This window comes from Devosia albogilva, from assembly GCF_042685625.1.
GTDB lineage: Bacteria > Pseudomonadota > Alphaproteobacteria > Rhizobiales > Devosiaceae > Devosia > Devosia albogilva.
Genome location: NZ_JBHUNP010000001.1, coordinates 1,582,735 through 1,606,489 on the forward strand (window position 1 = coordinate 1,582,735; position 23,755 = coordinate 1,606,489).

Annotated in this window: 24 protein-coding genes; 15 read left to right on the forward strand and 9 right to left on the reverse strand. The window is 66.3% G+C overall.

Going from position 1 to position 23,755, the window contains the following annotated elements:
- Positions 1-22 precede the first annotated feature (22 nt).
- Entirely contained in the window at positions 23-1,063 is a 1,041-nt protein-coding gene (locus ACFSX5_RS08020; RefSeq protein ID WP_386835600.1) for an aspartate-semialdehyde dehydrogenase, read from the reverse strand.
- Positions 1,064-1,465: 402 nt separating this feature from the next.
- Here ACFSX5_RS08020 and ACFSX5_RS08025 point away from each other — a divergent pair, with 402 nt between their 5' ends.
- The gene (locus ACFSX5_RS08025) at positions 1,466-2,554 is read left to right on the forward strand and encodes an outer membrane protein (protein WP_386832751.1); all 1,089 of its coding nucleotides are present in this window, start codon (positions 1,466-1,468) and stop codon (positions 2,552-2,554) included.
- Positions 2,551-3,747 (forward strand): BaiN/RdsA family NAD(P)/FAD-dependent oxidoreductase, encoded by a 1,197-nt coding sequence (locus ACFSX5_RS08030; RefSeq protein WP_386832752.1) that lies wholly within the window; start codon positions 2,551-2,553, stop codon positions 3,745-3,747. Before ACFSX5_RS08025 ends, ACFSX5_RS08030 begins: the two co-directional genes overlap by 4 nt.
- On the opposite strand, the gene ACFSX5_RS08035 is transcribed toward ACFSX5_RS08030, so the two are convergent.
- On the reverse strand, positions 3,744-4,295 hold the full coding sequence (locus ACFSX5_RS08035; RefSeq protein ID WP_386832753.1) for a hypothetical protein: 552 nt from the start codon (positions 4,293-4,295) through the stop codon (positions 3,744-3,746). The genes ACFSX5_RS08030 and ACFSX5_RS08035 overlap by 4 nt on opposite strands.
- A 150-nt stretch (positions 4,296-4,445) precedes the next feature.
- Between ACFSX5_RS08035 and ACFSX5_RS08040 the strand changes: the two genes are divergently transcribed.
- Positions 4,446-5,453 carry an LLM class flavin-dependent oxidoreductase gene (locus ACFSX5_RS08040; protein ID WP_386832754.1) on the forward strand — a complete coding sequence of 336 codons (1,008 nt, stop codon included), beginning with the start codon at positions 4,446-4,448 and terminating at the stop codon, positions 5,451-5,453.
- Positions 5,454-5,524: 71 nt separating this feature from the next.
- The gene (locus ACFSX5_RS08045; RefSeq protein ID WP_386832755.1) at positions 5,525-6,745 is read left to right on the forward strand and encodes a GGDEF domain-containing protein; all 1,221 of its coding nucleotides are present in this window, start codon (positions 5,525-5,527) and stop codon (positions 6,743-6,745) included.
- On the opposite strand, the gene ACFSX5_RS08050 is transcribed toward ACFSX5_RS08045, so the two are convergent.
- The 5 genes from ACFSX5_RS08050 to ACFSX5_RS08070 all read right to left on the reverse strand — a co-directional run bounded on the left by ACFSX5_RS08050 (position 6,733) and on the right by ACFSX5_RS08070 (position 11,037).
- Positions 6,733-7,035, reverse strand: coding sequence for a hypothetical protein (locus tag ACFSX5_RS08050; RefSeq protein ID WP_386832756.1), 303 nt, complete (start codon positions 7,033-7,035; stop codon positions 6,733-6,735). The genes ACFSX5_RS08045 and ACFSX5_RS08050 overlap by 13 nt on opposite strands.
- A gap of 54 nt (positions 7,036-7,089) precedes the next feature.
- Complete coding sequence (locus tag ACFSX5_RS08055) at positions 7,090-7,923, reverse strand: COG3904 family protein (protein WP_386832757.1); 834 nt, start codon at positions 7,921-7,923, stop codon at positions 7,090-7,092.
- Entirely contained in the window at positions 7,920-9,260 is a 1,341-nt protein-coding gene (locus ACFSX5_RS08060) for a hypothetical protein (protein WP_386832758.1), read from the reverse strand. The genes ACFSX5_RS08055 and ACFSX5_RS08060 overlap by 4 nt, the downstream gene beginning before the upstream one ends.
- A gap of 458 nt (positions 9,261-9,718) precedes the next feature.
- Positions 9,719-10,216, reverse strand: coding sequence for a GNAT family N-acetyltransferase (locus tag ACFSX5_RS08065; protein WP_386832759.1), 498 nt, complete (start codon positions 10,214-10,216; stop codon positions 9,719-9,721).
- A 95-nt stretch (positions 10,217-10,311) separates the two neighbouring features.
- Complete coding sequence (locus ACFSX5_RS08070) at positions 10,312-11,037, reverse strand: Bax inhibitor-1/YccA family protein (protein ID WP_386832760.1); 726 nt, start codon at positions 11,035-11,037, stop codon at positions 10,312-10,314.
- Positions 11,038-11,236: 199 nt separating this feature from the next.
- On the opposite strand from ACFSX5_RS08070, the gene thpR reads away from it, so the two are divergent.
- The 6 genes from thpR to ACFSX5_RS08100 all read left to right on the forward strand — a co-directional run bounded on the left by thpR (position 11,237) and on the right by ACFSX5_RS08100 (position 15,236).
- A complete protein-coding gene (gene thpR / locus ACFSX5_RS08075; protein WP_386832761.1) occupies positions 11,237-11,776 on the forward strand; it encodes an RNA 2',3'-cyclic phosphodiesterase in 540 nt (179 codons plus the stop codon).
- Positions 11,777-12,012: 236 nt separating this feature from the next.
- A complete protein-coding gene (locus tag ACFSX5_RS08080) occupies positions 12,013-12,534 on the forward strand; it encodes an invasion associated locus B family protein (RefSeq protein ID WP_386832762.1) in 522 nt (173 codons plus the stop codon).
- 84 nt (positions 12,535-12,618) lie between these two features.
- Entirely contained in the window at positions 12,619-13,122 is a 504-nt protein-coding gene (locus tag ACFSX5_RS08085) for an invasion associated locus B family protein (RefSeq protein ID WP_386832763.1), read from the forward strand.
- Between the two features lie 110 nt (positions 13,123-13,232).
- Complete coding sequence (gene rlmN / locus ACFSX5_RS08090) at positions 13,233-14,441, forward strand: 23S rRNA (adenine(2503)-C(2))-methyltransferase RlmN (protein WP_386832764.1); 1,209 nt, start codon at positions 13,233-13,235, stop codon at positions 14,439-14,441.
- Positions 14,441-14,818 carry a restriction endonuclease gene (locus ACFSX5_RS08095; RefSeq protein ID WP_386832765.1) on the forward strand — a complete coding sequence of 126 codons (378 nt, stop codon included), beginning with the start codon at positions 14,441-14,443 and terminating at the stop codon, positions 14,816-14,818. Before rlmN ends, ACFSX5_RS08095 begins: the two co-directional genes overlap by 1 nt.
- Before the next feature lie 46 nt (positions 14,819-14,864).
- Positions 14,865-15,236 (forward strand): VOC family protein, encoded by a 372-nt coding sequence (locus ACFSX5_RS08100; RefSeq protein ID WP_386832766.1) that lies wholly within the window; start codon positions 14,865-14,867, stop codon positions 15,234-15,236.
- On the opposite strand, the gene ACFSX5_RS08105 is transcribed toward ACFSX5_RS08100, so the two are convergent.
- Positions 15,237-16,085: a 23S rRNA (adenine(2030)-N(6))-methyltransferase RlmJ gene (locus tag ACFSX5_RS08105; protein WP_386832767.1), complete on the reverse strand. Its 849-nt coding sequence runs from the start codon at positions 16,083-16,085 to the stop codon at positions 15,237-15,239.
- Positions 16,086-16,143: 58 nt separating this feature from the next.
- Positions 16,144-16,791, reverse strand: coding sequence for a LysE family translocator (locus tag ACFSX5_RS08110; RefSeq protein WP_386832768.1), 648 nt, complete (start codon positions 16,789-16,791; stop codon positions 16,144-16,146).
- Positions 16,792-16,902: 111 nt separating this feature from the next.
- Between ACFSX5_RS08110 and ACFSX5_RS08115 the strand changes: the two genes are divergently transcribed.
- The 5 genes from ACFSX5_RS08115 to ACFSX5_RS08135 all read left to right on the forward strand — a co-directional run bounded on the left by ACFSX5_RS08115 (position 16,903) and on the right by ACFSX5_RS08135 (position 23,671).
- Positions 16,903-18,126 (forward strand): argininosuccinate synthase, encoded by a 1,224-nt coding sequence (locus ACFSX5_RS08115; RefSeq protein ID WP_386832769.1) that lies wholly within the window; start codon positions 16,903-16,905, stop codon positions 18,124-18,126.
- Positions 18,127-18,217: 91 nt separating this feature from the next.
- Entirely contained in the window at positions 18,218-20,344 is a 2,127-nt protein-coding gene (locus tag ACFSX5_RS08120) for a putative bifunctional diguanylate cyclase/phosphodiesterase (RefSeq protein ID WP_386832770.1), read from the forward strand.
- Positions 20,345-20,475: 131 nt separating this feature from the next.
- Positions 20,476-20,898 (forward strand): hypothetical protein, encoded by a 423-nt coding sequence (locus ACFSX5_RS08125; RefSeq protein WP_386832771.1) that lies wholly within the window; start codon positions 20,476-20,478, stop codon positions 20,896-20,898.
- 204 nt (positions 20,899-21,102) lie between these two features.
- On the forward strand, positions 21,103-22,917 hold the full coding sequence (typA, locus tag ACFSX5_RS08130; RefSeq protein ID WP_386832772.1) for a translational GTPase TypA: 1,815 nt from the start codon (positions 21,103-21,105) through the stop codon (positions 22,915-22,917).
- Positions 22,918-23,062: 145 nt separating this feature from the next.
- Positions 23,063-23,671 carry a DedA family protein gene (locus ACFSX5_RS08135; RefSeq protein WP_386832773.1) on the forward strand — a complete coding sequence of 203 codons (609 nt, stop codon included), beginning with the start codon at positions 23,063-23,065 and terminating at the stop codon, positions 23,669-23,671.
- The last annotated feature ends 84 nt before the right edge of the window (positions 23,672-23,755 follow it).

Consider the following 23,755-nt stretch of genomic DNA (forward strand, 5'->3'; position numbering starts at 1 on the left):
CGGTGCCCGCGTCCTGCCCGCGTTACGCGGCCTTGCGCGCCTCGAGCCCGCGTTCGATCAGCGCTTCGGCGATCTGGACGGTGTTGAGGGCGGCACCCTTGCGCAGATTGTCCGACACCACCCACATGGCAAGGCCGTTCTCGACCGTCACGTCCTCGCGGATGCGCGACACGAAGGTGTCGTATTCGCCCACGGATTCCACCGGGGTCGCGTAGCCGCCGGCCTCGCGCTTGTCGATCACCGAGATTCCCGGCGCTTCGCGCAGGATGTCGCGCGCCTCGTCGGCGCTGATCGGCTTGTCGAACTCGATGTTGACCGCCTCGGAGTGGCCGACGAACACCGGCACGCGCACGGCCGTGCAGCTCACCTTGATCTTGGGATCGAGGATCTTCTTGGTTTCGGCCAGCACCTTCCACTCTTCCTTGGTGTAGCCGTCTTCCATGAACACATCGATATGCGGGATGACGTTGAAGGCGATCTGCTTGGGGAACTTGGCCGGGGTGGGCTGGTCGTTGACGAAGATGCCCTTGGTCTGGCCCCACAGCTCGTCGACGCCCGCCTTGCCGGCGCCGGAGACGGACTGGTAGGTCGACACCACCACGCGCTTGATGGTCGCAGCGTCATGAAGCGGCTTCAGCGCCACCACGAGCTGGGCGGTGGAGCAGTTGGGGTTGGCGATGATGTTGTTGCGCTTGGGATCGGCCAGCCAGCGCTCGAGCACGTGCCCGTTCACTTCCGGCACGATCAGCGGCACGTCCGAGTGGTAGCGCCAGTAGCTGGAATTGTCGATGACGATGGCCCCGGCGGCGGCGATGCGCGGCGCCCAGTCCTTGGAGACCGAACCGCCGGCCGACATGATGGCGAAGTCGGTGCCGGAGAAATCGAAGTGCTCGAGGTCCTTCACCTTGAGCACCTTGTCCCCATAGCTGATCTCGATGCCGATCGACTTCGAGGAGGCCAGCGCCACCACGTCGTCGGCCGGAAACTTGCGCTCGGCGAGGATATTGAGGACTTCGCGGCCCACATTGCCCGTGGCACCGACGACAGCGACGCGATAACCCATTTTTCGGAACTCCGGTCCCTTGCCAATCCGCCCCGCGCCAGCCAGATCGGCCGCGGCCATGTTCATCGGCCTCTCCCCGGCGGGGAGGATGGCCCCGGGGACAGGCGTCAGGCGGTTTTGGTCAGTTTAGTCGACAGGGCAACGCCACCGGCAACGAGGCCGGTGAGAACGCATCCGGTGGCGGATGGGGCGAAGCACATGAAATCGACTGCTTTCGTCTGAAAAAGCTCGGCCCGTCTCATACGCCGAAACCGTCAAGAGTCAATGAAACTCTTGGCTTTGCGGCAATCCCCTGCTGGTGCGGCGCCGCAACAGCGGGTACATCACGGCAACCATCTGGCAATAATTCTGTTGCCGGCGCGGCATTTTCGCGGCGCAATAGGGGCAAGCGGAGGCGGACGCATGCGGGTTGCGACAATCGTGGCAGGTCTGGTGTTGGCAACGGCGACACCGGTGGTGGCATTGGCGCAGTCGGCGCAGCAGCTTTATTTCGATCCGGCCCTGCCCTCAGACTTCGTCGCGCCAACGCCATTCGAAGGGCTCTATGCCGGCGTGCTGCTCGGCGCCATCTCGGCGCGCAAGAACAACTTCAATGCCGGCGGCGAGGACATCCGGCCTGAATTCGGCGCCGTGGTCGGCTGGAACCAGCCGGTGGCTCCCGGCGTGGTGCTCGGCGGAGAACTGCAGGCCACTGTCGCGACCGACATCTCCACCACCTATATGCGCGCCATGGCCCTGGCGCGGCTCGGTTTTGCCGCTGGGGACAACACCCTGATCTATGCCCTGGGCGGACTTGGCGTCGTCGGCTCCGGTGCGGCCTTCGAGGTCGGCATCGGCGCCGAGACCATGCTGACGCCGAACATGGCTTTGCGGCTCGAAGCGGCGGGCATCGGCCAGATCGGCTCGGTGCCGAGCGGGGTGTCGATCCCGGCGATCTCGGCCATGCGCATCACCTCCGGCGCCATCTGGCAGCTCGATGGCGCGCCGGCATCCACCACCGCCTTCCACCACGGCGACACCACCAACTTCACCGGCTGGCATGCCGGCCTCAACATCGGCAGCCTCGCCGATCCGCAGTTCAACTTCTTTGACGACTATGGCTGGGGCTGGCACCTGAGCCGCTTCGAAATGGGCGGCTTTGTCGGTTACGACCATGCCGTCACCGACCAGATCCGCGCCGGCGTCGAAGTGCAGCTCGGCGGCAATTACGACACCTCCGGCGATGCCGGCGTTGACCTGCTGGCGCTCGGCCGGCTGGGGCTCGTTGCGACCGACCAGGTGCTCGCCTATGCCGCCGGTGGCCTCGGGCTGGTGGAAGGCAAGGGCGCCTATGCCTTCGGTGGCGGCGTCGAATATGCGCTGTGGGGGCAGACGAGCCTCCGCGGCGAAGCACTGGTGCTCGGCCGCATGGACGGCGCGCCGGGGCTGAGCGGCGTCTCTGGCCCGACCACCTCCAAAGTGACGCTGGGCGCAGTCTGGCGTTTCGATTGACCGATCTGAATTATGACGTCGTGGTGCTCGGGGCCGGTGCCGCCGGGCTGATGGCGGCCATCGAGGCCGGCAAGCGCGGCCGGTCCGTGCTGGTGGTCGACCACGCCAGGAATCCCGGCGAGAAGATCCGCATCTCCGGCGGCGGCCGCTGCAACTTCACCAACATCAACGCCACCCACACCACCGGCCGCGAACGCTTCCTCAGCCGCAATCCGCGCTTCGCCCTAGCGGCGCTGTCGCGATATACGCCCGAAATGTTCATCGAGCTGGTCCGCCGCCACGGCATCACCTGGCACGAAAAGACCCTCGGGCAGCTGTTCTGCGATGGCTCGGCGACCCAGATCGTCGGCATGCTCGTCGCCGAGCTCCGCCGCGCCGGCGGCACCCTGCAGCTCGAAACCGAGGTCGAGGCGGTGGCCAAGGCCGACACCGGCTTCCGCCTACGCCTCTCGACCGGCACCGTCACCTGCGACAGCCTCGTGGTCGCCACCGGCGGCAAGTCGATCCCCAAGATGGGCGCCACGGGCCTCGGCTACCAGCTCGCCCAGCAGTTCGGCCTTGCCGTCACCGAAACCCGCCCGGCCCTGGTGCCGCTGACCTTCGAGATCGGCACTCTGGAACGGCTGAAGCCCCTCGCCGGCATCAGCCTCGATGCCGAAGTCCGCCACGGCAAGACCCGCTTCGAGGAAGCGCTGCTCTTCACCCATCGCGGCCTTTCCGGCCCCTCGATCCTGCAAATCTCGTCCTTTTGGCGCGAAGGCGACGCCATTCACCTCGACCTCCTGCCCGGCCGCGATGCGCTCGAGGCGCTGCGGCAAGCCCGCGCCACCACGCCCAAGCTGCACCTGCCGGCCGTGCTCGCAACCCTCCTGCCCAGGCGCCTCGCGCAACTGGTCGCCGACGAACTGGCGCTGCCCGGCATGATCGGTGACTTTTCCGACAAGCGCCTCGCCTCCGTTGCCCAGCGGCTCGAAGACTGGACGGTGAAGCCCGTCGGCTCGGAAGGCTACCGCACCGCCGAAGTCACCCTCGGCGGCGTCGACACGACTGGCCTCGACGCCAGGACCATGCAGGCCCGCGACGTGCCCGGGCTCTACTTCGTCGGCGAAGTGGTGGACGTGACCGGCTGGCTCGGCGGCTACAATTTCCAGTGGGCCTGGGCCTCCGGCTGGGCCGCGGGCCAAGCGGCCTAGAACCGGAAGCCGAGCCGCACGCCGACATTGGTGTTGGCTCGCGCCGGCGTGCCGCAGGCACCGAAATCGGGCAGGTGTTCCACCGTGCCGACCAGCGACGTGCCGAGTGGCAGGTTGATGCCGGCGCTGCCGGCGACGCGCACGCCCACCCCGCAGCCGAAATTGCGCTCCGGCGCCCCCTCCGGCGCCGAGAACAGCGACGTCCGCGCCACCGCACCGGCACTCGCCTCGACGAACACCGGCAGGATCGGCGCCTGCACCGTCCAGCTCAGCCCCGCATAGCCATAGCTGTCCTGCCCGCGAAAACTCACTGTCGCCCCGAGATGCGGCCGGAGTTCGCCGATCACCGTCCAGGCGCTGAGGTCGGGCGCCGAAAACAGCAGTTCCACATTGGCGTCGCCAATGCGGTTGGGGTCGAAGAGATTGCTGCCGCCATCCACCCCGCGCGCCGAAATCCCCGCGCGCACTTCGGGCAGGAGGTTGAACTGCGCCGCGGCCGGCGCGGTCACCAGCACCAGAACACTGAGGGCAAGCAGGATCGAGCGCATCGGATGTCCTCCGCAAAAGGCCATCCCGCCCGCCGCGGCGCCGATCCGCAAGATTTGCCTCAAATTGCCCTGAACCAAACCTTAACTCTGGCAATCGCATCGGCACTTACCGATATGAGTGGCACATTCCGACCCCTATCCGAGTTGCCCATGCCCGCCCCCTTCGCCCTGTCGCTCCAGGATCTCGCCCCCATCGCCGAGGGCACCAGCACGGCGCAAGCCATGCACGAGACCATCCTCCTCGCCCAGGAGGCCGACCGGCTCGGCTACACGCGGCTCTGGTATGCCGAGCACCACGGCATGCCCTCGATCGCCTCCTCGGTGCCGGAAATCCTGATCGGCAGCGCCGCCGCCCACACCAGCAATATCCGCGTCGGCTCCGGCGGCGTCATGCTGCTCAATCACGCCCCGCTCCGCATCGCCGAGGCCTATCGCACCCTCGAGGCGCTCCACCCCGGCCGCATCGACCTCGGCCTCGGCCGTGCCCCGGGCGGCGACGGTTATGCCATGCGGGCGCTGCGCTCCGGCGGCGGCGAGGAGTTTTCCGCCTATCTCGCCGAACTGATGGCCTTCGACGAGGAGGGCTTCCCGGCCGACCACCCCTTTTCGCGCGTGCCCGTCTCCCCCGGCGGCATCCGCTTGCCGCCAAAATGGCTGCTTGGTTCCTCCGGCGCCAGTGCCCAGGCCGCCGGCCAGCTCGGCTTCGGCTATGCCTTCGCCGCCCATTTCAGCCACACCCCGGCCGCTCCGGCCTTTGCCGCCTATCGCGACGCCTTCGTGCCGTCCGAGGATTTCCCCGAGCCGCGCACCATCCTCTGCCTGTCGGTCATCTGCGCCCCCACCGACGAGGAAGCGCAATTCCTCGGTCTCTCCCAGGCGGTGAACTGGGCCCGTTTTGTCACCGGCGAACAGCGCCAGCTCACCGCCCCCGAAAAAGCGCAGGAGCACCAGCTCACCCCGCAGCAGCAGCAAGTGATCGATCGCCAGTCGAGCCTCTGGCTGGTGGGCAGCCCCGAGCGCATGGCCGAGACCATCACCGAAAAGGCCAGGGAGTCCGGTGCCGACGAGGTCATGATCACCACCACCATGCATTCCTACGAACTGCGCCGCCGCTCCTATCGCCTCCTTGCGGAATCGCTGGGTATCGCCTCAAGCTGAGGCGGCGGCATTAACCTGTCGTTTTCCCTGCCGGCCTAGGGTGGCGCCACTTTCACCAGACTCCGCCACCCATGAGCGCCGCTGCCTTCGTCCTGGCGATAAACCTGTTTGTCGCCGGCATCTTCGCCACCGCCTTCGGCATAGTGGCTGCCTATAAGCGCTCGGCAGTGGGCGCGCGCTGGCTCGCCTTCTCCTACGGTTTCGGCGCGCTCTATCTGGTGCTCGAATTCGTCCTGCCCTACCAGACCGACCACCGGCCGGTCAGCTTCGGCATCTTCGCGATCTTCCTCTTGGCGCTTTCGAGCGGCGTGGTTGGCCTCGCCCGTCACTATCGCGTGCCCTCGCATTGGCGCGTGCTGGTCGGCGTTGTCGTTGCCTCGCTCCTGATCAACCTCGCCATTCTCGACATGCCGCGCGACAGCCTGTTGCGCAATCTGCTGTACCAGGGCCCCTATGCCGTGGTGCAGACGCTGGCCTTCTTCGTCGTTGCCTCCCATCGCAACAAGCGCGCGCTCGACATCGCCCTGCTCGGACTGTTTGCTCTCTCGGCCCTGCATTTCCTGATCAAGCCCATCATGGCAGTGACCATCGGGTCGGGTTCCAATCCTCAGGGCTATCTCGCCTCGAACTACGCCGCCTATTCGCAAACGCTCGGCGCATTGCTGCTGATCGCCAATGGCCTCTTGATGCTGCTCGTCATCGTGCGCGACGTGATGGCCGAGATCACCACCGAATCCGAAACCGACAATCTCTCCGGCCTGCTCAACCGGCGCGGCTTCGAGGCCCGCGCCGGCCGGGCCCTCGAGCAGGCGCAGCGCAATGGCAGCCCTGCCAGCGTCGTGGTCGCCGACCTCGACCACTTCAAGGCCATCAACGACAGTTTCGGCCACGAGGCCGGTGACCGGGTCATCGTCGCCTTCGCCCGCATCCTGGTGGCGACCAGCGACGAGCGCACACTGATCGGCCGGCTGGGCGGCGAGGAGTTTGCGGTGTTCATTCCCGGCGCCAATGTTGCGACGGCCCGCCTCTATGCCGAGGGCGTGCGCAGTGGCTTCGCCGGAGCCTCGGCCGTGGCCGGGTCCGGCGGTCGGCACAGCGCCAGCTTCGGCGTGGCCGCACTGCAGCCGGGGGACCAGCTGCCCGACCTGCTGCGGCGTGCCGACATGGCGCTCTACGACGCCAAACGCAGCGGGCGCGATCGCGTCTGCGTCGCGCCCGAGGCGGAACCAAATATGGCGAATGTGACGGCGCTACCGCGCGGACGCAGCCGGGGCTCGCGTCAGGCCAGTTGATCGTTGGCTTCGCGCCGCTCGACCAGCTCATACTCGTCGCGGGCCGGATCGACCTTGAGCGCAAGCTGCTGCCGGTCGAGTTCCGCAAACCACGCAGTCCACGAGCACGGGCTCAGCCCGTCGTCCTGGCTGGCATGGTCCTGCTTGCGGCGGCGGTCGAAGCTGAGCTTGAGCTGTGCCCTTGCCTCTCCGAAACGATTACGCACCCGCGCAATGGCGGGAATTCCGTGCCGATCGGTCACCCAGTTCTGGATGTCGCGATGGCGCACGAGTGTACGGCTGTAAGTCACGGCTGGCCTCCCCACACGTCGGTCTCTGCGGACCTTCTCGCCAGCTTCAACGATCTAGCTCTCTGCCGGTTCCGCTAGCTCCGTCGGACTATCACCGGTTAATGTGACCAGCCGATAACGCTCCATCTCCTCGCCCGACAGGTAGTAGAGCTGGTTGGGCGGCGTCTCGAGCGCATGCAGCCACAGGGCCGGATCGACCCCGCTGGCGGTGAGGTGCGCCAGGATACGCGCCGTCACTGCCTGGGCATCCGACATGGCGACCCCAGCTGCCTTCAGCGTGCTCGCCGGATCGGCGCTGATGGCGGCGGCATAGACCTGATGAAGGCCGATGGCCGACTCCGCCGTCGCCCGGCGCTCCGCTCCCGCGGCAAAGACCAGCGGGCACGAGGAGGCACACAGCGCCCCCGCCGGCACCACGGTCGCCAGGCCCCGCTCGCGGATCATTTCACCGATTGCCAGCGCATCCTTGACCGACCCTCCAGGCGATTCGAGCACCACCGTGGTGACGTATTCACCCCGCGCCTCGAGTTCGCTCCGCACCCGTTCGGCCGAACCCGGCTCGAACGACCCGGTCAGGTGCAGCGCGCCGCCGGTGCGCAGCGCCACCTCCAGAGGATCATCGAGCAGGTCCGGATCGCTGGTGATGGCAGGATTGGCGCCCTGCCCCGGCCCCTCCACCGCCGGCGGCAGGATCGGCCGCATGGGTGCGGCCAGCCCCGCGCCGTCACTGGCGGTCAGCTCGCGGAAGTCGACATAAAGCACCGAGGCGGTGCCGATCAGCAGCGCAAAGAAGGCGACGCGCAAGATGGCCCCGTCCTCGACCCGCTCCACTGCCTGCAGGAACCGGCGATAGAGCGACGGGCGCTGGGCGCGGTCGGCGGCGCTCATGCCGGCCGCGGCCCATCGGTGCGTTTGCGCTGCGCGGCGTCGATCGGGGTCACCGTGGCTTCATCGGTCGCCGTAGCCGGCTGGTCTTCCGGCACCGGTTCCGCCGTGGCCGGCTCGACTGGATCGGCAGCCGGAACCGGCGTCGGCGTTGCTCCCTCCATCTGCCGGAACAGCGCCATCGCCCGCAGCATCTCGGCCGCGGTGATGTTCTCGGCCGCCTCCAGCGATTCCGAGTCCCGGCGCATGGCGTCGTTGACGATCATCAGCACCAGCACCAGCACCACCGGCAACAGGTCAATGGAGATGGCGCCGGCCCAGGACGGAATGAAATCCTGCCAATAACGGATTACCGCTTCGGCGCTCGACAGCGGCACGAAGCGGCGCTGCTCGACCGGCGGCGTCGCCAGGATTTCGTCCGCAGCCGCGGTCAGTGCCGCCGACTGCACGCCGACCGCACTCTGCACCGTCGCCATCACCTGGTCCTGCCGGTTGGCGAGATCGGCAGTGCTGCCATCGGCCACCGGCGCGATGAAGCCGGCGGCAAGGTCGGCGGAGGCGCGCTTCACCGAGGCGGCGATACCGGTCTGCTGCAGGGCAGCGATCACCGCGGAAAGCTGCACGGCCTCGGTCTGGAACGCATCGGCTCGCGGCCCGATCTCGCCGGGGGTGGACACCAGCTCGCGCATGGTGGCGAGCCGTTCCGATCCTTGCGCGAAGAGGGAGTTCACCTCCTCGCGCGAGCCGATAATGCTGGCGGCGAGCTGGTTCATCTGCGTCGACATCTGGGTGAGAAGCTGCACCACGCTGCCCGAGCCGGTGGTACCGGTCAGCGCGCCGGACTCCCGTTCGTCCGCGGCGAGCCCGGCAAAGCGCTGCGAGGCCCGCTCGACGTCCGGCAACAGGCTTTGCGCCGCCAGCGCATTGGAGTGGGCGAGGTCGAGATCCTCGGCATAGCCCTGCAGCGTCACCGCCATATGCTGCTCGGTCGCCGCGGAGCCGGCCAGCGCCGCCGCATTGAGCCAGCTCGACATGGCGATGATCATGGCGCAGCCGATGGCCATGGTCACGAATAGCGCCAGGCGTTGCACGCCGCTCGTCACCAGCGGCACGAAGCGCAGCATGAAGCTCCAGAAGGCGTAGATCGCGACCGACACCGCCGCCGAATAGATGATGGCGGCAAAGAACACGAAGTTCGCCGACCCGTCGAGAATGCCGCGCACGCCGAGATAGGTGTAGACACCCGAGGCCAGCGCCAGCACCGCCAGCGCGAAGCGGGTCATGGTCTCCACGCCCTTGACGGTCTCGCTGAGACGGTAGGCATTCGGCTTGAGCTGCATGTGCTGTCCCCCCGAGCGGTCCCGCGCCCGTTAACGGGAAATTAGCACAAGGATGGCGGCGCAATCGTGGCGCATTTTCGCAACGGACTGACGAGTGCGTGAGCCCTCCCCGACCTTCACCACGTCATTCCCGCGCAGGCGGGAATCCACTCTTGCCAGGAGTTCTGCGGAAGAATGGACCCCCGCCTGCGCGGGGGTGACGCTGTTGAAACCCCAACGCCGGAGTCCGGCCGCCGTCGCCAAAGCTCCAGCTGCATATGGACGATGTCGAGCCAGCGGTCGAACTTGAAGCCGATTGGCAACGGCCTGACGAGTGCGTGAGCCCTCCCCATCCTCCGCCACGTCATTCCCGCGCAGGCGGGAATCCACTCTTTCCAGGAGTTTTCCGGAAGAATGGACCCCCGCCTGCGCGGGGGTGACGCTGTTGAAACCCCAACGCCGGAGTCCGGCCGCCGTCGCTACAGCTCCAGCTGCATATGGACGATGTCGAGCCAGCGGTCGAACTTGAAGCCGAGCTTTTCGTGCCGGCCGATATGGCGAAAGCCGAGCTTTTCATGCAGCCGGATCGAGCCGGCACCATCGGCGGTGATCACCCCGATCATCTGCTTGAAGCCGAACTGGCGCGACTCCGCGATTACCCGCTCCAGCATCTGCCGGCCGAGCCCCTGCCCCTGCGCATCCGGCGCGCAATAGACCGAGTCCTCGCAGGTGAAGCGATAGGCCGGCCGCGGCCGGTAGACCGACGCATAGGCATAGCCCCGCACCGCGCCGCTCTCATCGGTCGCGATGACGATGGGGTGACCCAGTTCGCGCATATGCCCGAACTTCTCGGCCATGGCGGTTTCGCCGGGGGCGGTCAGGTCGAAGGTGGCGACGGAGTGCTCGACATAGTGGCGGTAGATGGCGGTGATAGCCGGCACATCACTCCACTGGAACGGACGCAGGTCGAAGGGCAACGGAGCACCAAAAAGAAGGGACCGCAGCCCTTTTAGGCTGCGGTCCCCGACGTCGTCCAACCAATTTGCTTGATCGGTCCGATCAAGCCTGGCGCTTACTCGCGGTTGCCGAACAGGCGGAGCAGCATCAGGAACAGGTTGATGAAGTCGAGGTAGAGGCTCAGCGCGCCCATGATGGCGTTCTTGGCCAGGACGTCGGCACCGAAGTGATCGGCGTAGCTTTCCTTGATCTTCTGGGTGTCCCAGGCGGTCAAGCCCGTGAACACCAGCACACCAACCACCGAAATCGCGAAATCCAGCGGGCCGGAGCCGAGGAAGATGTTCACGATCGAGGCGATGATGATGCCGATCAGGCCCATGAACAGGAAGGTGCCCATGGAGGTCAGATCGCGCTTGGTGGTGTAGCCATAAAGGCTCATCGAGCCGAACAGGGCGGCGGTGATGAAGAACACCTTGGCGATCGAGGCGCCGGTATAGACCAGGAAGATCGAGGAGAGCGACAGGCCCATCACGGCCGCGAAGGCCCAGAACACGGCCTGCGCCGCGCCCACGGAGAGCTTGTTGATGCCGAAGCTCAACACCAGCACGAAGGCCAGCGGCGACAGCATGATCACCCAGGCCAGCGGGCTCGCATAGAGCAGCTCGGCATTGGCCGGGCTCGACATTGCCCAGTTGCTGGTGAACCAGGCCACGAGCCCGGTGACGACCAGGCCGAGGCCCATGTAATTGTAGACGCGCAGCATGTAGCTGCGAAGGCCCTCGTCGATGGCTAAGGCCGAGCCGGCCCGCGCATTGAGGGTCTGACGGTCATATGGAGCCATTTTAGTCGGGTTCCTTTCCCTAAAACTCTGCGGCTTGTCACCGCCGGGGGCAATTGGCACTTGCCACTTGTCGCACAATATGGATGCCGACCCAAAGCTTTACAAGACGTCTCCGTGCGACGATTCGACTGGTCCGCGTCGACTTTCATGCTAGGGTCTCGCACGTATTCGTGTGCTGTGCCGTGTGCGGGAGGGCCCCATGCCCAGGCTGTTCACCGGACTTGAAGTCCCCTCCGAGACCGCGTTCCTGCTGTCGCTCAAGCGTGGTGGCCTGACCGGCGCCCGCTGGGTGGATCCGGAGAACTACCACATCACCCTGCGCTTCATCGGCGATGTCGATGGCCAGACCGCCAACGAGGTCGCGGATTCGCTCGACCGGCTGGCCAACTCCATGCGCTTCACCGTCCGGCTGACCCATCTCGGCAGCTTCGGCGGCGACAAGCCGCGCGCCCTGTTCGCCGGCGTCGAGCCGAGCGAGGCCCTGACCCGGCTGCAGGCGGCGCAGGAACGGGTGCTGCAGCGCGCCGGCCTGCCACCCGAGGGCCGCAAGTTCGTGCCCCACGTGACCCTCGCCCGCCTGCGCGGCACCAGTGCCGAGGAACTCGCCCGCTTCATCGCCGAAGCGGGACGTTTCGAGCCGCTCAGTTTCCCCGTCGGGCGGTTCGTCTTGTTCTCGAGCAGGGACTCCGTCGGCGGCGGTCCCTATGTTGTGGAACAAAGTTACCCATTGGCCGCCTGATCGCTGCAGTTCGGGTCTCGACGGTAACGGAACGCAAGCAATTGTTAACGCTGCTGTCCCGCGCGCGAAGCCGTGTGCAGCGCCGCCGCATTGCCGCCGCCTTTGCTCGCAATTGAACCAAGTTGTCGCTTGGCGGAGCGACGCCTTGACCACTTGGTAACCATGTCGGGCGACATTAGGCGCGGGGCTGGCGCCCCCGACACGGGAAACCTGATCAGCAAAAGGACACACTGGCGATGACGATGAAAACCGGCAGCCTCGTAACCGGGCTTGCGGTGGGCGCACTCATGGCGCTGACATCGGCCGCACAGGCTCAGCAGGCCACCGAACTCGGCACCTTCAACGCCTGGACGGCCTGGACAGCCAACGATTCCAGCGGCTTGCTCTGCTATATCTCCTCGACGCCGCAGGCCACCGAGCCGGCCGGCGTCAACCGCGACCCGATCAGCTTCCTGATCATTCACCGCAAGGGCATGGGCACCAAGAACGAGGTGCAGACCATTGTCGGCTATCCGCTGCACCAGACCGAGCCCAAGGCCAGCGCCACCATCGACGGCAAGAGCTATCCGATGGTGACCGAGGGCAGCGCCGCCTGGCTTGCCTCGACCGGCGACGAAGCCGGCTTCGTTGCCGCCTTCAAGGCCGGCGCCCAACTGGTGGTGCGCGCCACCTCCCAGCGCGGCACCAACACGGTCGACACCTATTCGCTCTCCGGCGCCACCGCCGCGATGAACGCGATCGACGCCGCCTGCGCCTGATCGAAAGGGTTGCGGCACCCCCGGTGACCGCCTAACTGTCGTGGGCCCTCAGGGGCCCACACTGCCATTGACGCTGAGGACTATATGACCAAGAGAGCCCTGGCGCTTGCCGTTCTCGCCACGCTGCCCCTCGCCGCCCCCGCGGCGGCACAACAGGTGCGCATTCTCGGCGAGCACCGCGCCTGGTCGAGCTATGCGGCCAATGACGGTGCTGGCGAAGTGTGCTTCGCCATGACCAAGCCGGAGCGGGTGGCTCCCACCCCGGACGGCTACACCCAAGCCTACCTCTACATCACCAATCGTCCGGGCGAGGGCGTCAGCGACGAGTTCAATCTCGTCGCCGGCTTCCAGTTTCAGGCCGACAGCATGGCCACGGTGAGCATCGGCGGGCAGAGCTTCAATCTGTTCACCCAGGGCGATGCCGCCTGGCTCGACGACGCCGCCCAGGCCGACGCGCTTGCCAGCGCCATCCGCGCCGGGTCGTCAATGGTTGTCGAAGGCACCACCGCGGCCGGCATCAAGGTCACCCAGTCCTACTCGCTCTCCGGCGCCACCGCCGCGCAGCAATCGATCGACGCCGAGTGCTGAGCCGGTCGGGCGGGAATAGCTGCCCCACGGCCCCGTGACTTTGCGCAAAACGCCCCCATATGCTATGGGCCGCGGGACTTCCCCGCATCCCCGTATTTTTCCGGCCGCCCATGAGCATCGCGCTGAACCTCGACCATTCGACCGCCGTCCGGCCGGCCACTGCCAGCCGGCCGTCGCTGATCGGCCTCGGCAAGCCGACGCTCGCCGCCACCCTGGTCGAACACGGCATCGCCTCCGAAAAGGAGAGCCGGATGCGCGCCAGCCAGTTGTGGAACTGGCTCTATGTCAACGGCGTCACCGACTTCGACCGCATGACCAATGTGGCCAAGCCCGTGCGCCAGAAGCTGGCCGATACCTTCAACCTCGACCGCCCCGAGATCGTCTCGGAGCAGGTTTCCGCCGACGGCACCCGCAAGTGGCTGTTCCGCTTCCGCGATCCGCAGAACCCGAACTTCCCGCCGGTGGAAGTGGAAACCGTCTACATCCCCGAGGAAGACCGCGGCACGCTCTGCGTTTCCTCGCAGGTTGGCTGCACGCTCACCTGCTCGTTCTGCCACACCGGCACGCAGAAGCTGGTGCGCAATCTGACCGCCGGCGAGATCCTCGGCCAGATCCTGATGGCGCGCGAGCGCCTCGGCGACTTCCCCGGCGGCCAGCGCCCCGATGACGGCGGCCTCGTGCCCGGCGGCGACACCCGCGCCATCACCAATATCGTGATGATGGGCATGGGCGAGCCGCTCTACAACTACGACAACGTCAAGCAGGCGCTGCTGATCGCCTCGACCGGCGACGGCATGAGTATCTCCAAGCGCCGCATCACCCTGTCGACCTCGGGCGTGGTCCCCTATATCGAGCCCACCGGGCGCGAAATCGACGTGATGCTGGCCATTTCCCTGCACGCCACCAATGACGAACTGCGCGACGTCCTAGTGCCGATCAACAAGAAGTGGCCGCTCAAGGAACTGCTGGACGCCTGCCGCAACTATCCCGGGCTCAGCAATGCCCGCCGCATCACCTTCGAATATGTGATGCTGGACGGCATCAACGATTCCGACGCCGAGGCGCGCGAACTGGTGCGGCTTCTGGCGGGCATCCCCGCCAAGATCAATCTGATCCCGTTCAATCCCTGGCCGGGCTCGAACTACGGCACCTCGCCGTCCTCGCGCATCGAGCGCTTCGCCGATATCGTCAACCGCGCCGGCTATGCCTCGCCCGTCCGCACCCCGCGCGGCCGCGACATCTTCGCCGCCTGCGGCCAGCTCAAGAGCGAAAGCGAACGCCTCAGCCGCAAGGATCGAGAGGCGCTGGCCGGGGTCTGATGCGCCCCTCGCAGCGCCGGATCGAGCAGGCCGTGGCCGCCGCCGAAGCACTGGCGGCCCAGCGCCAGCCGGCGATCTGCGTGCTCTGCGGCCGCCCCATCCCGCCCGAAGCCAGATCGAGCCGGCATCACCTGATCCCCCGGCTCAAGGGAGGCACCCACAAGGGCACGGTGCGCCTGCACCAGATCTGCCACAGTGCCATCCACGCCCGCTTCTCCGAAGCCGAACTGGCGCGCAACCTGGCCGATCCCGAGAGTTGGCGCACCGATCCCGAACTCGCCGCCTTCATCCGCTGGGTGGCCGACAAGCCGCCGGCCTTTCATGCCCCCACCCGCATGACGCGCGCCCGTCGCGCCGCCCGCAAGCAGCGCGACTGATTTCGCGCTCCGTGCTACCCTGCGGCAGCCGGCACGGGGAAACGTCATGGAAGCACTCGGGACCATCGGACAGTTGAGCCGCAGCGTCGCCGACATCGGAGCTGCCGAAATCTGGTGGCGCGACGTGCTCGGCGTTCCGCACCTCTTCACGTACGGCAATCTCGCCTTCTTCGACTGTGGCGGCGTGCGCCTGATGCTGAGCGCTGAACCCGAGGGACCACCGCAAGCGAACATCATCTACTTCCGCGTAACAGACATCGCCGCCGCCCACGCCGCCCTGCTGGAACGCGGGGTGAGCTTTCTCCGCCCGCCGCACTGCATCCATCGCCATGCCGACGGCACGGAGGAATGGATGGCATTCTTTTCGGACAATGAGGACCGCCCACTGGCGCTGATGAGCCAGGTCAGGACGGGCTGACTACTCCCCCGCCAGCCACTCCACCGACCATTTGCCGCGACCCTCGTCGGCGAGCAGGTCCGCCAGCGCCGGCAGAAGCACTCGCATTTCCCCTTCCAGAACGAAGGGCGGGTTGACCACGATCATGCCGGTGCCATGCAGGCGCGGCGGCGTCGACGGGGCGCGGATGGTCAGTTCCAGCTTGAGGATCTTGCGGATACCGCTCCGGCGCAGCCCATCATGGTAGTCGCGGATCTCGGCCGTGTTCTTGATCGGGTACCAATAGGCGTAGGTGCCGCCCGGCCAGCGCTGGTGCGCGCGGGTGAGGCTGAAGACCATGCGCCCGAACTCGCCCGGCTCCTCAAAGGGCGGATCGACCAGCACCAGTCCGCGCTTCTCCTTGGGCGGCAGGTGCGTGCCGAGCGCGGCCCAGCCGTCGAGTTCGGTGACCCTCGTCTGGATGTCGCCGGCGAAGTTGGCCTTGAGCACGGCAGCATCTTCGGGGTGCAGTTCCAGCGCCATCAACCGGTCCTGCGGCCGCAGCAGATGCCGCGTGACCAGCGGCGAGCCGGGATAGAAGCGGAGGCCTCCCTGGGGGTTCTGCGCCGCCACGGCCTCGAGATAGGGTGCCGCCAGCTCTGCGGCAGCCTTGGGCAGGCCGCGCTCCAGCACCCGGCCGATGCCGTCGAGCCACTCTCCCGTGCGCTCCGCCTGGTCGCCCTGAAGGTCGTAGAGCCCGATGCCGGCATGGGTGTCGATCACCCGAAACGGCGCCTCCTTGCGCTGCAGGTAAACGAGAATGCGCGTCAGGATCAGGTGCTTGACCACGTCGGCAAAATTGCCGGCATGAAAGGCGTGGCGGTAGTTCATCGAAGCGTGAGCAGGAAAAGTTGCAGACTTTTCCGGTTCGCGAGCGCGACCATGGTCATTACTTGCGTCCCTCGGCGAACAGGATCGTGGCGGCGAACGCCATGAACACGGCGGCAAAGCTCCAGTTGAGCGCCTTGCCCACCCATTGTTTCTCCCGCAGCGTCCGCGTCAGCCATTCGGCGAACAGGACGACCGCGATCACCACCGGCAGCGACACCGCCACGAACTCGACGCCGAGAAACAGGAGCTTGGCGGAAGCGGCCGGATCGTCGGCGGAAACGAACTGCGGCAGGAAGGTCACGAAAAACAGCGCCACCTTGGGATTGGTCAGGTTGATGCCGAGCCCGGTGAGATAGCTCTGCCGCCAGCTCGGCTGCCGGCCGCCCGATTTCGACACCAGGATGCCGCCGCCAGCGCGAACCGCCTGAATGGCGAGCCAGACGAGATAGAGGGCGCCCACGATCTTGAGGACCCAGAAGGCCGTCGGCGCGGTGACGATCAGCACCGAAATGCCGAAGGCAACGAGCATGGTGTGTACGGCAATGCCGGTCAGCGCCCCCAACACCGTCGCAAAGCCGTGACTGCGCCCCCAGTTCATGGTGCGCGACACGAACAGCGCCATGTCCGGGCCGGGTGTCACGGCAAGGAGGAAGGCGGCCAAAGCAAAGGCAAGGATGACGGGCAGGTCGGGAAGGAAATCGGGCATCGGGCACCGGCGAAGATTCTGCGCCGCGGACAATTGCATGACCATGCCGGGATGACTAGGGTGCGCCCGATTTCGGGCCGGGGGCGGCCCAACCCAGCGGATACCACACTCATGGCCAACGATATCAAGAAGATCGTCCTCGCCTATTCCGGCGGTCTGGACACCTCCATCATGCTGAAGTGGCTCCAGGAGCACTACCAGGCCGAGATCGTCACCTTCACCGCCGATCTGGGCCAGGGTGAGGAACTGGAGCCGGCGCGCAAGAAGGCCGAGATGTTCGGCATCAAGGACATCCGCATCGTCGATCTGCGCGAAGAATTCGTACGCGACTTCGTGTTCCCGATGTTCCGCGCCAACGCTCTTTACGAAGGCCAGTATCTGCTCGGCACCTCCATCGCCCGGCCCGTGATTGCCAAGCACCTGGTCGACATCGCCCGCGAGACCGGCGCCGACGCCATCGCCCATGGCGCGACCGGCAAGGGCAATGACCAGGTCCGTTTCGAGCTCACCGCCAATGCGCTGATGCCCGGCCTCAAGGTCATCGCCCCCTGGCGCGAATGGGATCTGCGCTCGCGCACCGCGCTGCTCAGCTATGCCGAGCAGAACCAGATCCCGATCGCCAAGGACAAGCGCGGCGAGGCCCCGTTCTCCGTCGACGCCAACCTGCTCCACACCTCCTCGGAGGGCATGGTGCTGGAAGACCCCGCCGTGCCCTTCCCCGACTACGTGCCGCAGCGCACTGTCGACCCGGAGAAGGCGCCCGATCAGCCGGAGATCATCACCATCGGCTTCGAGAAGGGTGACCCGGTCTCGATCAATGGCGAGAAGCTCAGCCCCGCCGCCCTCCTGACCAAGCTCAACGAGCTCGGCGGCAAGCACGGCATCGGTCGGCTCGACCTGGTCGAGAACCGCTTTGTCGGCATGAAGTCGCGTGGTCTCTACGAGACCCCCGGCGGCACCATCCTCCTGGCCGCGCACCGCGGCATCGAGTCCATCACCCTCGATCGCGGCGAAGCTCATCTCAAGGATGAGCTGATGCCGAAATATGCCGAGCTGATCTACAACGGCTTCTGGTATTCGCCGGAACGCGAGATGTTGCAGGCGCTGATCGACAAGTCGCAGCAATATGTCACCGGCGAAGTAACGGTAAAGCTCTACAAGGGCTCTGCCAACGTCACCGCGCGCACCTCGCCCTACTCCCTCTACTCGATGGACCTCGTCACCTTCGAGGAAGGCGCCGTCGCCTATGACCATCATGATGCCGAAGGCTTCATTCGCCTCAATGGCCTGCGTCTCAAGACCTGGGCGGCCCGCAATGGCAAGGCCGGGCGCTAGGCGGCTCGTCCGCCTCGCTTAATCCGCTCTTAACGATATCGATTTAGCGTCCTCCGGTGCAGCAAGCACATGTATCGGGGGATGCGCCGCCGTGCGGTCAGAGGATGCTGGCAGCCTGAGCGAGATGGCGGAGGCGCTGCTGCTTGATGCTGCGCTCGAAAACATCCCCTATGGATTCTGCGTCTGGTCGCCCCAGTTCCGCCTGGTGATGTGGAACAAGCAGTGGCGCGACATCTACGGCTTTTCGCCCGAGGCGGTCTATCGCGGCATGACCCTCGAGGAGGCCGTGCAGCTTTCGGTGCAGCTCGGCAATTTCGAGGGCGTCAGCGCCGCCGATTTCTACGAGAGCTACACCGAAGAACTGCTCTCCAATCGGTCCGGTACCCGGATCAAGAGCCGTGAACTGGTGCATGGCGGCCGCACGGTGGAGCGCGCCCACGTCTATTCGGAAGCGCTGGGCTGGGTGGTGACCCACGAGGACATCACCGACGAGATCGCCCAGACCGAGATGATCCAGCGCCGCAAGCTGGAACTCGAGCGCCAGAACATCCGGCTCGACGCGGCGGTCAACAATATCTCCATCGGCCTCTGCATGATGGATCCCAAGGGCCGGCTGGTGATCTGCAACGAGCCTTATGCCCGCATCTACAACCTGCCGACGCAGTTGCTGCGCCCCGGCACCCATCTCGACGACATCCTCTCGCACCTGTTCGACGAGGGCATGAGCGCCGGCACCACGCGCGAGGAATACATCGCCTGGCGCCGCGAGGTGATCGAACGGCGCGAATACGGCAAGAACATCCACGAGCTCAACGGCCGCACCATCATGATGCAGCACCATCCGATGAAGGATGGTGGCTGGGTGTCCACCCATGAGGACATCACCGAGCAGCGCCAGAACGAGGCCCGCATCCGCCATCTGGCGCGCCACGACGCTTTGACCGATCTGCCCAACCGCATCGAGTTCCTGGAACAGATGGCCAAGGCCGAAGCCGGGCTCAGCCGCGGCGAGATGGCGGCCGTGCTCTATATCGACCTCGACCACTTCAAGGCCGTCAACGATACGCTCGGCCATGCCGTGGGCGACGAGGTGATCAAGCAGGCCTCCGCCCGCCTGTGGGGAACCACCCGCGAGACCGACGTCCTCGCCCGCCTCGGTGGCGACGAGTTCGCGCTGTTGATGCGCCCGATCGGCAGCGCCGCCGATGCCGCTAAGGTGGCGGACCGCATCATCAAGTCGATCGCCGCCCCGATGATGATCGGCGGCCACCAGATCGAAATCGGCGCCAGCGTCGGCATTGCCATCGGCCCCAGCGACGGCGTCAAGACCGACGCCCTGGTCAAGAACGCCGACCTCGCCCTCTACAAGGCCAAGTCCGAAGGTCGGTCGACCTTCCACTTCTTCGAGCCCGGCATGGACGCCGAACTGCAGCAGCGTCGCTCGATCGAGGCAGGGCTGCGCCTCGCCCTGCAGCGCAACGAGCTCCGCCTCGTCTTCCAGCCCCTGCTCGGCGTTCCCGAGAACCGTGTCACCTGCGTCGAGGCCCTGCTGCGCTGGGATCACGACGGGCGCACCATTTCGCCCACCGAGTTCATCCCCATCGCCGAGGAAACCGGCCTCATCGTCCCCGTGGGCGAGTGGGTGCTGCGCGAGGCCTGTCTTTCTGCCGCCAGCTGGCCCGGCGACGTCCGCGTGGCGGTGAACCTGTCGCCCATCCAGTTCAAGAACCGCGACCTGGTGGGGACGGTGCGCAATGCCCTCGCCGAGGCCCGCATCCCCGCAACGCGGCTTGAACTCGAAATCACCGAGTCCCTGCTGCTCAACGAGAACGAAACCACGCTGCGTGCCCTGCACGAGTTGCGCGCCATGGGCGTCCGCATCTCCATGGACGATTTCGGCACCGGCTATTCGTCGCTGAGCTATCTGCGCAGCTTCCCTTTCGACAAGATCAAGATCGACCGCTCCTTCATGCGCGATCTTGGGGATCGGGCCGACAGCCAGGCGATCATGCAGGCCGTCATCGGGCTCGGCAAAAGCCTCGGCATGACCACCACGACCGAGGGCGTGGAAACCGAGCGGCAACTGCAACTGGTGCGCGATCTCGGGGTCGACGAGGTCCAGGGCTTCCTGTTCTCTCCCCCGCTCGCTCCGGCGGCTCTCGCCAACCTGCTCCACTCCGACCACATCAAGGTGCTGACGCAGAAGAAGGCCTCCTGACCCCTTCGTCGGCTCACGTTTCGCTGAACGCCGCCTAAACGGCTGGTTCACGCCGGAGTGAACTCGGCCTCACTAGAAGCTCCCCGATCAGCGACGCCCGTCGGCGCCGCACCAACGAACGGGAGCTCCCCATGCACAAGACCTTCGCTTTCGCCCTCGCCGCCATCACCCTTGCCGGCGCCTCCGCCCTGCCCGCCCAGGCCGCCACCCGCATGGCCGACCTGCAGCCGCACGTCTTCGCCAACCGCTGCGCCGACAATGGCGGCTCGGTCTCCCAAGCAGCAGCGACCCTCACCTGCGTTACCCCGCAGGTCGCAGTCGCCTGCGAATTCAAGTCGCTCCACCGCGCCAGCTGCGCCTGGGACGGTGCCGAGACCCGCCCGGTCACACGGCTGATCGGCACTCTCACCACCCTGCCGTCGAGTTCTTCCTTCGGGCTCTTTCTTGGCGGCAATGGCGGTGGCGGCGGCATCCAGGTTCCCGACCTGCCCTTCGACAATGGCGGTGGCGGCGGCGGCATTGACGTGCCGGACCTGCCGATCAACAACAAGTAATCGCAGCAGCGGCGCGCCCCCGGCGCGCCGTTCTTCTTGCGAAATGCAACCCCCCTGTGCAGCGCCGGCGCTTGTTCGCCTTCCGCATCTGCGGTATTGAGCCGCACGACTGCGCCAGCCTGCCTCGAAGCGGCTGGCGCGCGTGTTTCCCGATAGGGCCGGGCGGCTTTTCCTCCGGGCGGTCCTCGCAACCACCCGGATTTCATGTCCCTTCGCAATATCGCCATCATCGCCCACGTTGACCATGGCAAGACCACCATGATCGACGTCCTCCTCAAGCAGTCCGGTGCCTTCCGGGAGAACGAGCGCGTCGAAGAACGCGCCATGGACTCCAACGACATCGAGCGCGAGCGCGGCATCACCATTCTCGCCAAGGTCACCTCGCTGATGTGGAACGACACCCGCATCAACATCGTCGACACCCCCGGCCATGCCGACTTCGGCGGCGAGGTCGAGCGGATCCTGTCCATGGTCGACGGCGTGGTGATCCTCGTTGATGCCGCCGAAGGCCCGATGCCGCAGACCAAGTTCGTGCTCGGCAAGGCCCTGGCCCGCGGCCTGCGCCCGATCGTTGCCATCAACAAGATCGACAAGGCCGACGAGCGGCACCTCGAAGTGCTCGAAGAGATCTTCGATCTCTTCATCGCCCTCGACGCCACCTCCGAGCAGCTCGACTTCCCGGTGCTCTACGGCTCGGCCAAGCAGGGCTGGATGGCCGAAGATCCGGCCGGCCCGCGCGAAACGCTGGCGCCGCTCCTCGACAAGATCGTCGCCCACGTGCCGGCTCCGGAAGTGGAAGACGGTGCCTTCCGCATGCTGGTCACCACCATCGAGCGCAACCCGTTCCTGGGCCGCATTCTGACCGGCCGCGTCGCCGCCGGCAGCGTCCGGGCGGGTGACCCGATCCACACCCTCAATCGTGAGGGCAAGGAAGTGGAAAAGGGCCGCGTCTCCAAGGTCCTCGCCTTCCGCGGCCTCGAGCGCACGCCGATCGATGTCGGCGAGGCAGGGGACATCATCTCCATCGCCGGCCTCGAGACCTCGACCGTGGCGGACACCATCTGCTCGCCGTCGATCACCACGCCGATCGCCGCGCGTCCGATCGATCCGCCGACCCTGTCGGTCACGTTCCGCATCAATGACGGCCCGCTCGCCGGTCGCGAAGGCGACAAGGTGCAGTCACGCGTCATCCGCGAGCGCCTGATGCGCGAAGCCGAGGGCAATGTCGCGATCCGCGTCACCCCCGGCGAGGACGGCGACAGCTTCGATGTTGCCGGCCGCGGCGAACTGCAGCTGGCCGTGCTGATCGAGAACATGCGGCGCGAGGGCTTCGAGCTGACCATCGGTCGTCCCCGCGTGCTGTTCAAGCAGGAAGGCGGCCAGACGCTCGAGCCGATCGAAGAGGTCATCATCGACGTCGACGACGAGTTCACCGGCGCCGTCGTGCAGAAGCTGACCGAGCGCCGTGGCGAACTGACCGACATGCGCCCCTCGGGCACCGGCCGCACCCGCATCAAGCTGCTGGTCCCCACCCGCGCCCTGATCGGCTACCAGCCGGAACTGCTGTCCGATACCCGCGGCACCGCCATCTTCAACCGCCTGTTCCACAGCTTCGCCCCCTACAAGGGTGACCTGCCCGGCCGCCGCACCGGTGTGCTGATCTCGAACGGCACCGGCACCGCAGTCGCCTATGCGCTGTGGAACCTTGAAGAGCGCGGGCCGATGATGATCGATCCGGGCGTGGAAGTGTACGAGGGCATGATCATCGGCGAGCACAGCCGTGACAACGACCTCGAGGTGAACCCCCTCAAGGGCAAGCAGCTCACCAACATCCGTACGACCTCCAAGGACGAGGCCGTCCGCCTCACCCCGCCCAAGAAGCTGTCGCTGGAACAGTCGCTCGGCTACATCGCCGAGGACGAGTATGTCGAGGTGACGCCGAAGTCGATCCGCCTGCGCAAGATCTGGCTCGACCCGAACGAGCGCAAGAAGCAGAGCCGGGCGTCGAAGTCGGCCTGATCCTGGAAATCGCCTCACTCTCGATGTCATCCCCGCGAAAGCGGGGATCCATCCTGAGATCTCAAGATGGGCCCCGGCTCAAGGCCGGGGTGATACCCAGTTCTGCGGAACACAGGGACAGCCACTCAGCCCAAGGGGGAACGGCATGAGCGAGTTCATCATCGGCTTCATCACCAGCTGGAGCTATTTCGGCATCTTCCTGCTGATGGTGGTGGAGAACATCTTCCCGCCGATCCCCTCCGAACTCATCATGCCGTTCGCCGGCTACGTCGCCGCCAATGGCGACCTCAATGCCTTCGGCGTGCTCGCCGCGGGCACGCTTGGATCGCTCGTGGGCACCTCCGCCTGGTACCTGGTGGCGCGCATGATGGGGCTCGAGCGCTTCACCTGGCTCTGCAACAAGCTCGGGCGTATCGCCACGATCAGCGAAGACGACATCGACAAGGCGCATCACTGGTTCGAGCGCCATGGTGGCTGGGCCGTGTTCGTCGGCCGTTTGATCCCTGCCGTCCGCACGTTGATCTCGGTACCGGCCGGGCTTGCCGCCATGCCGTTCGGCCGCTTCCTCGCCATCTCGGCAGCCGGCACGTTCGCCTGGACGGCTCTGCTCACGGCCGCCGGTTACCTCTTGCAGGCGGGCTACCACATCGTGGAGGCCTGGGTAGACCCCGTTTCCACCGGCGTCGTGATCCTGGCCGTGGTGATCTATCTCTGGCGCTTCGCCACCTGGAAGCCGATCAAGGATATCGGCTGAGATCAGCCAGTAGCGGCTCCAGCTTCACAGCCCATCCAAAACACCGTTCCGCCCTCGGACTTGATCCGAGGGCCGTTCTCCACA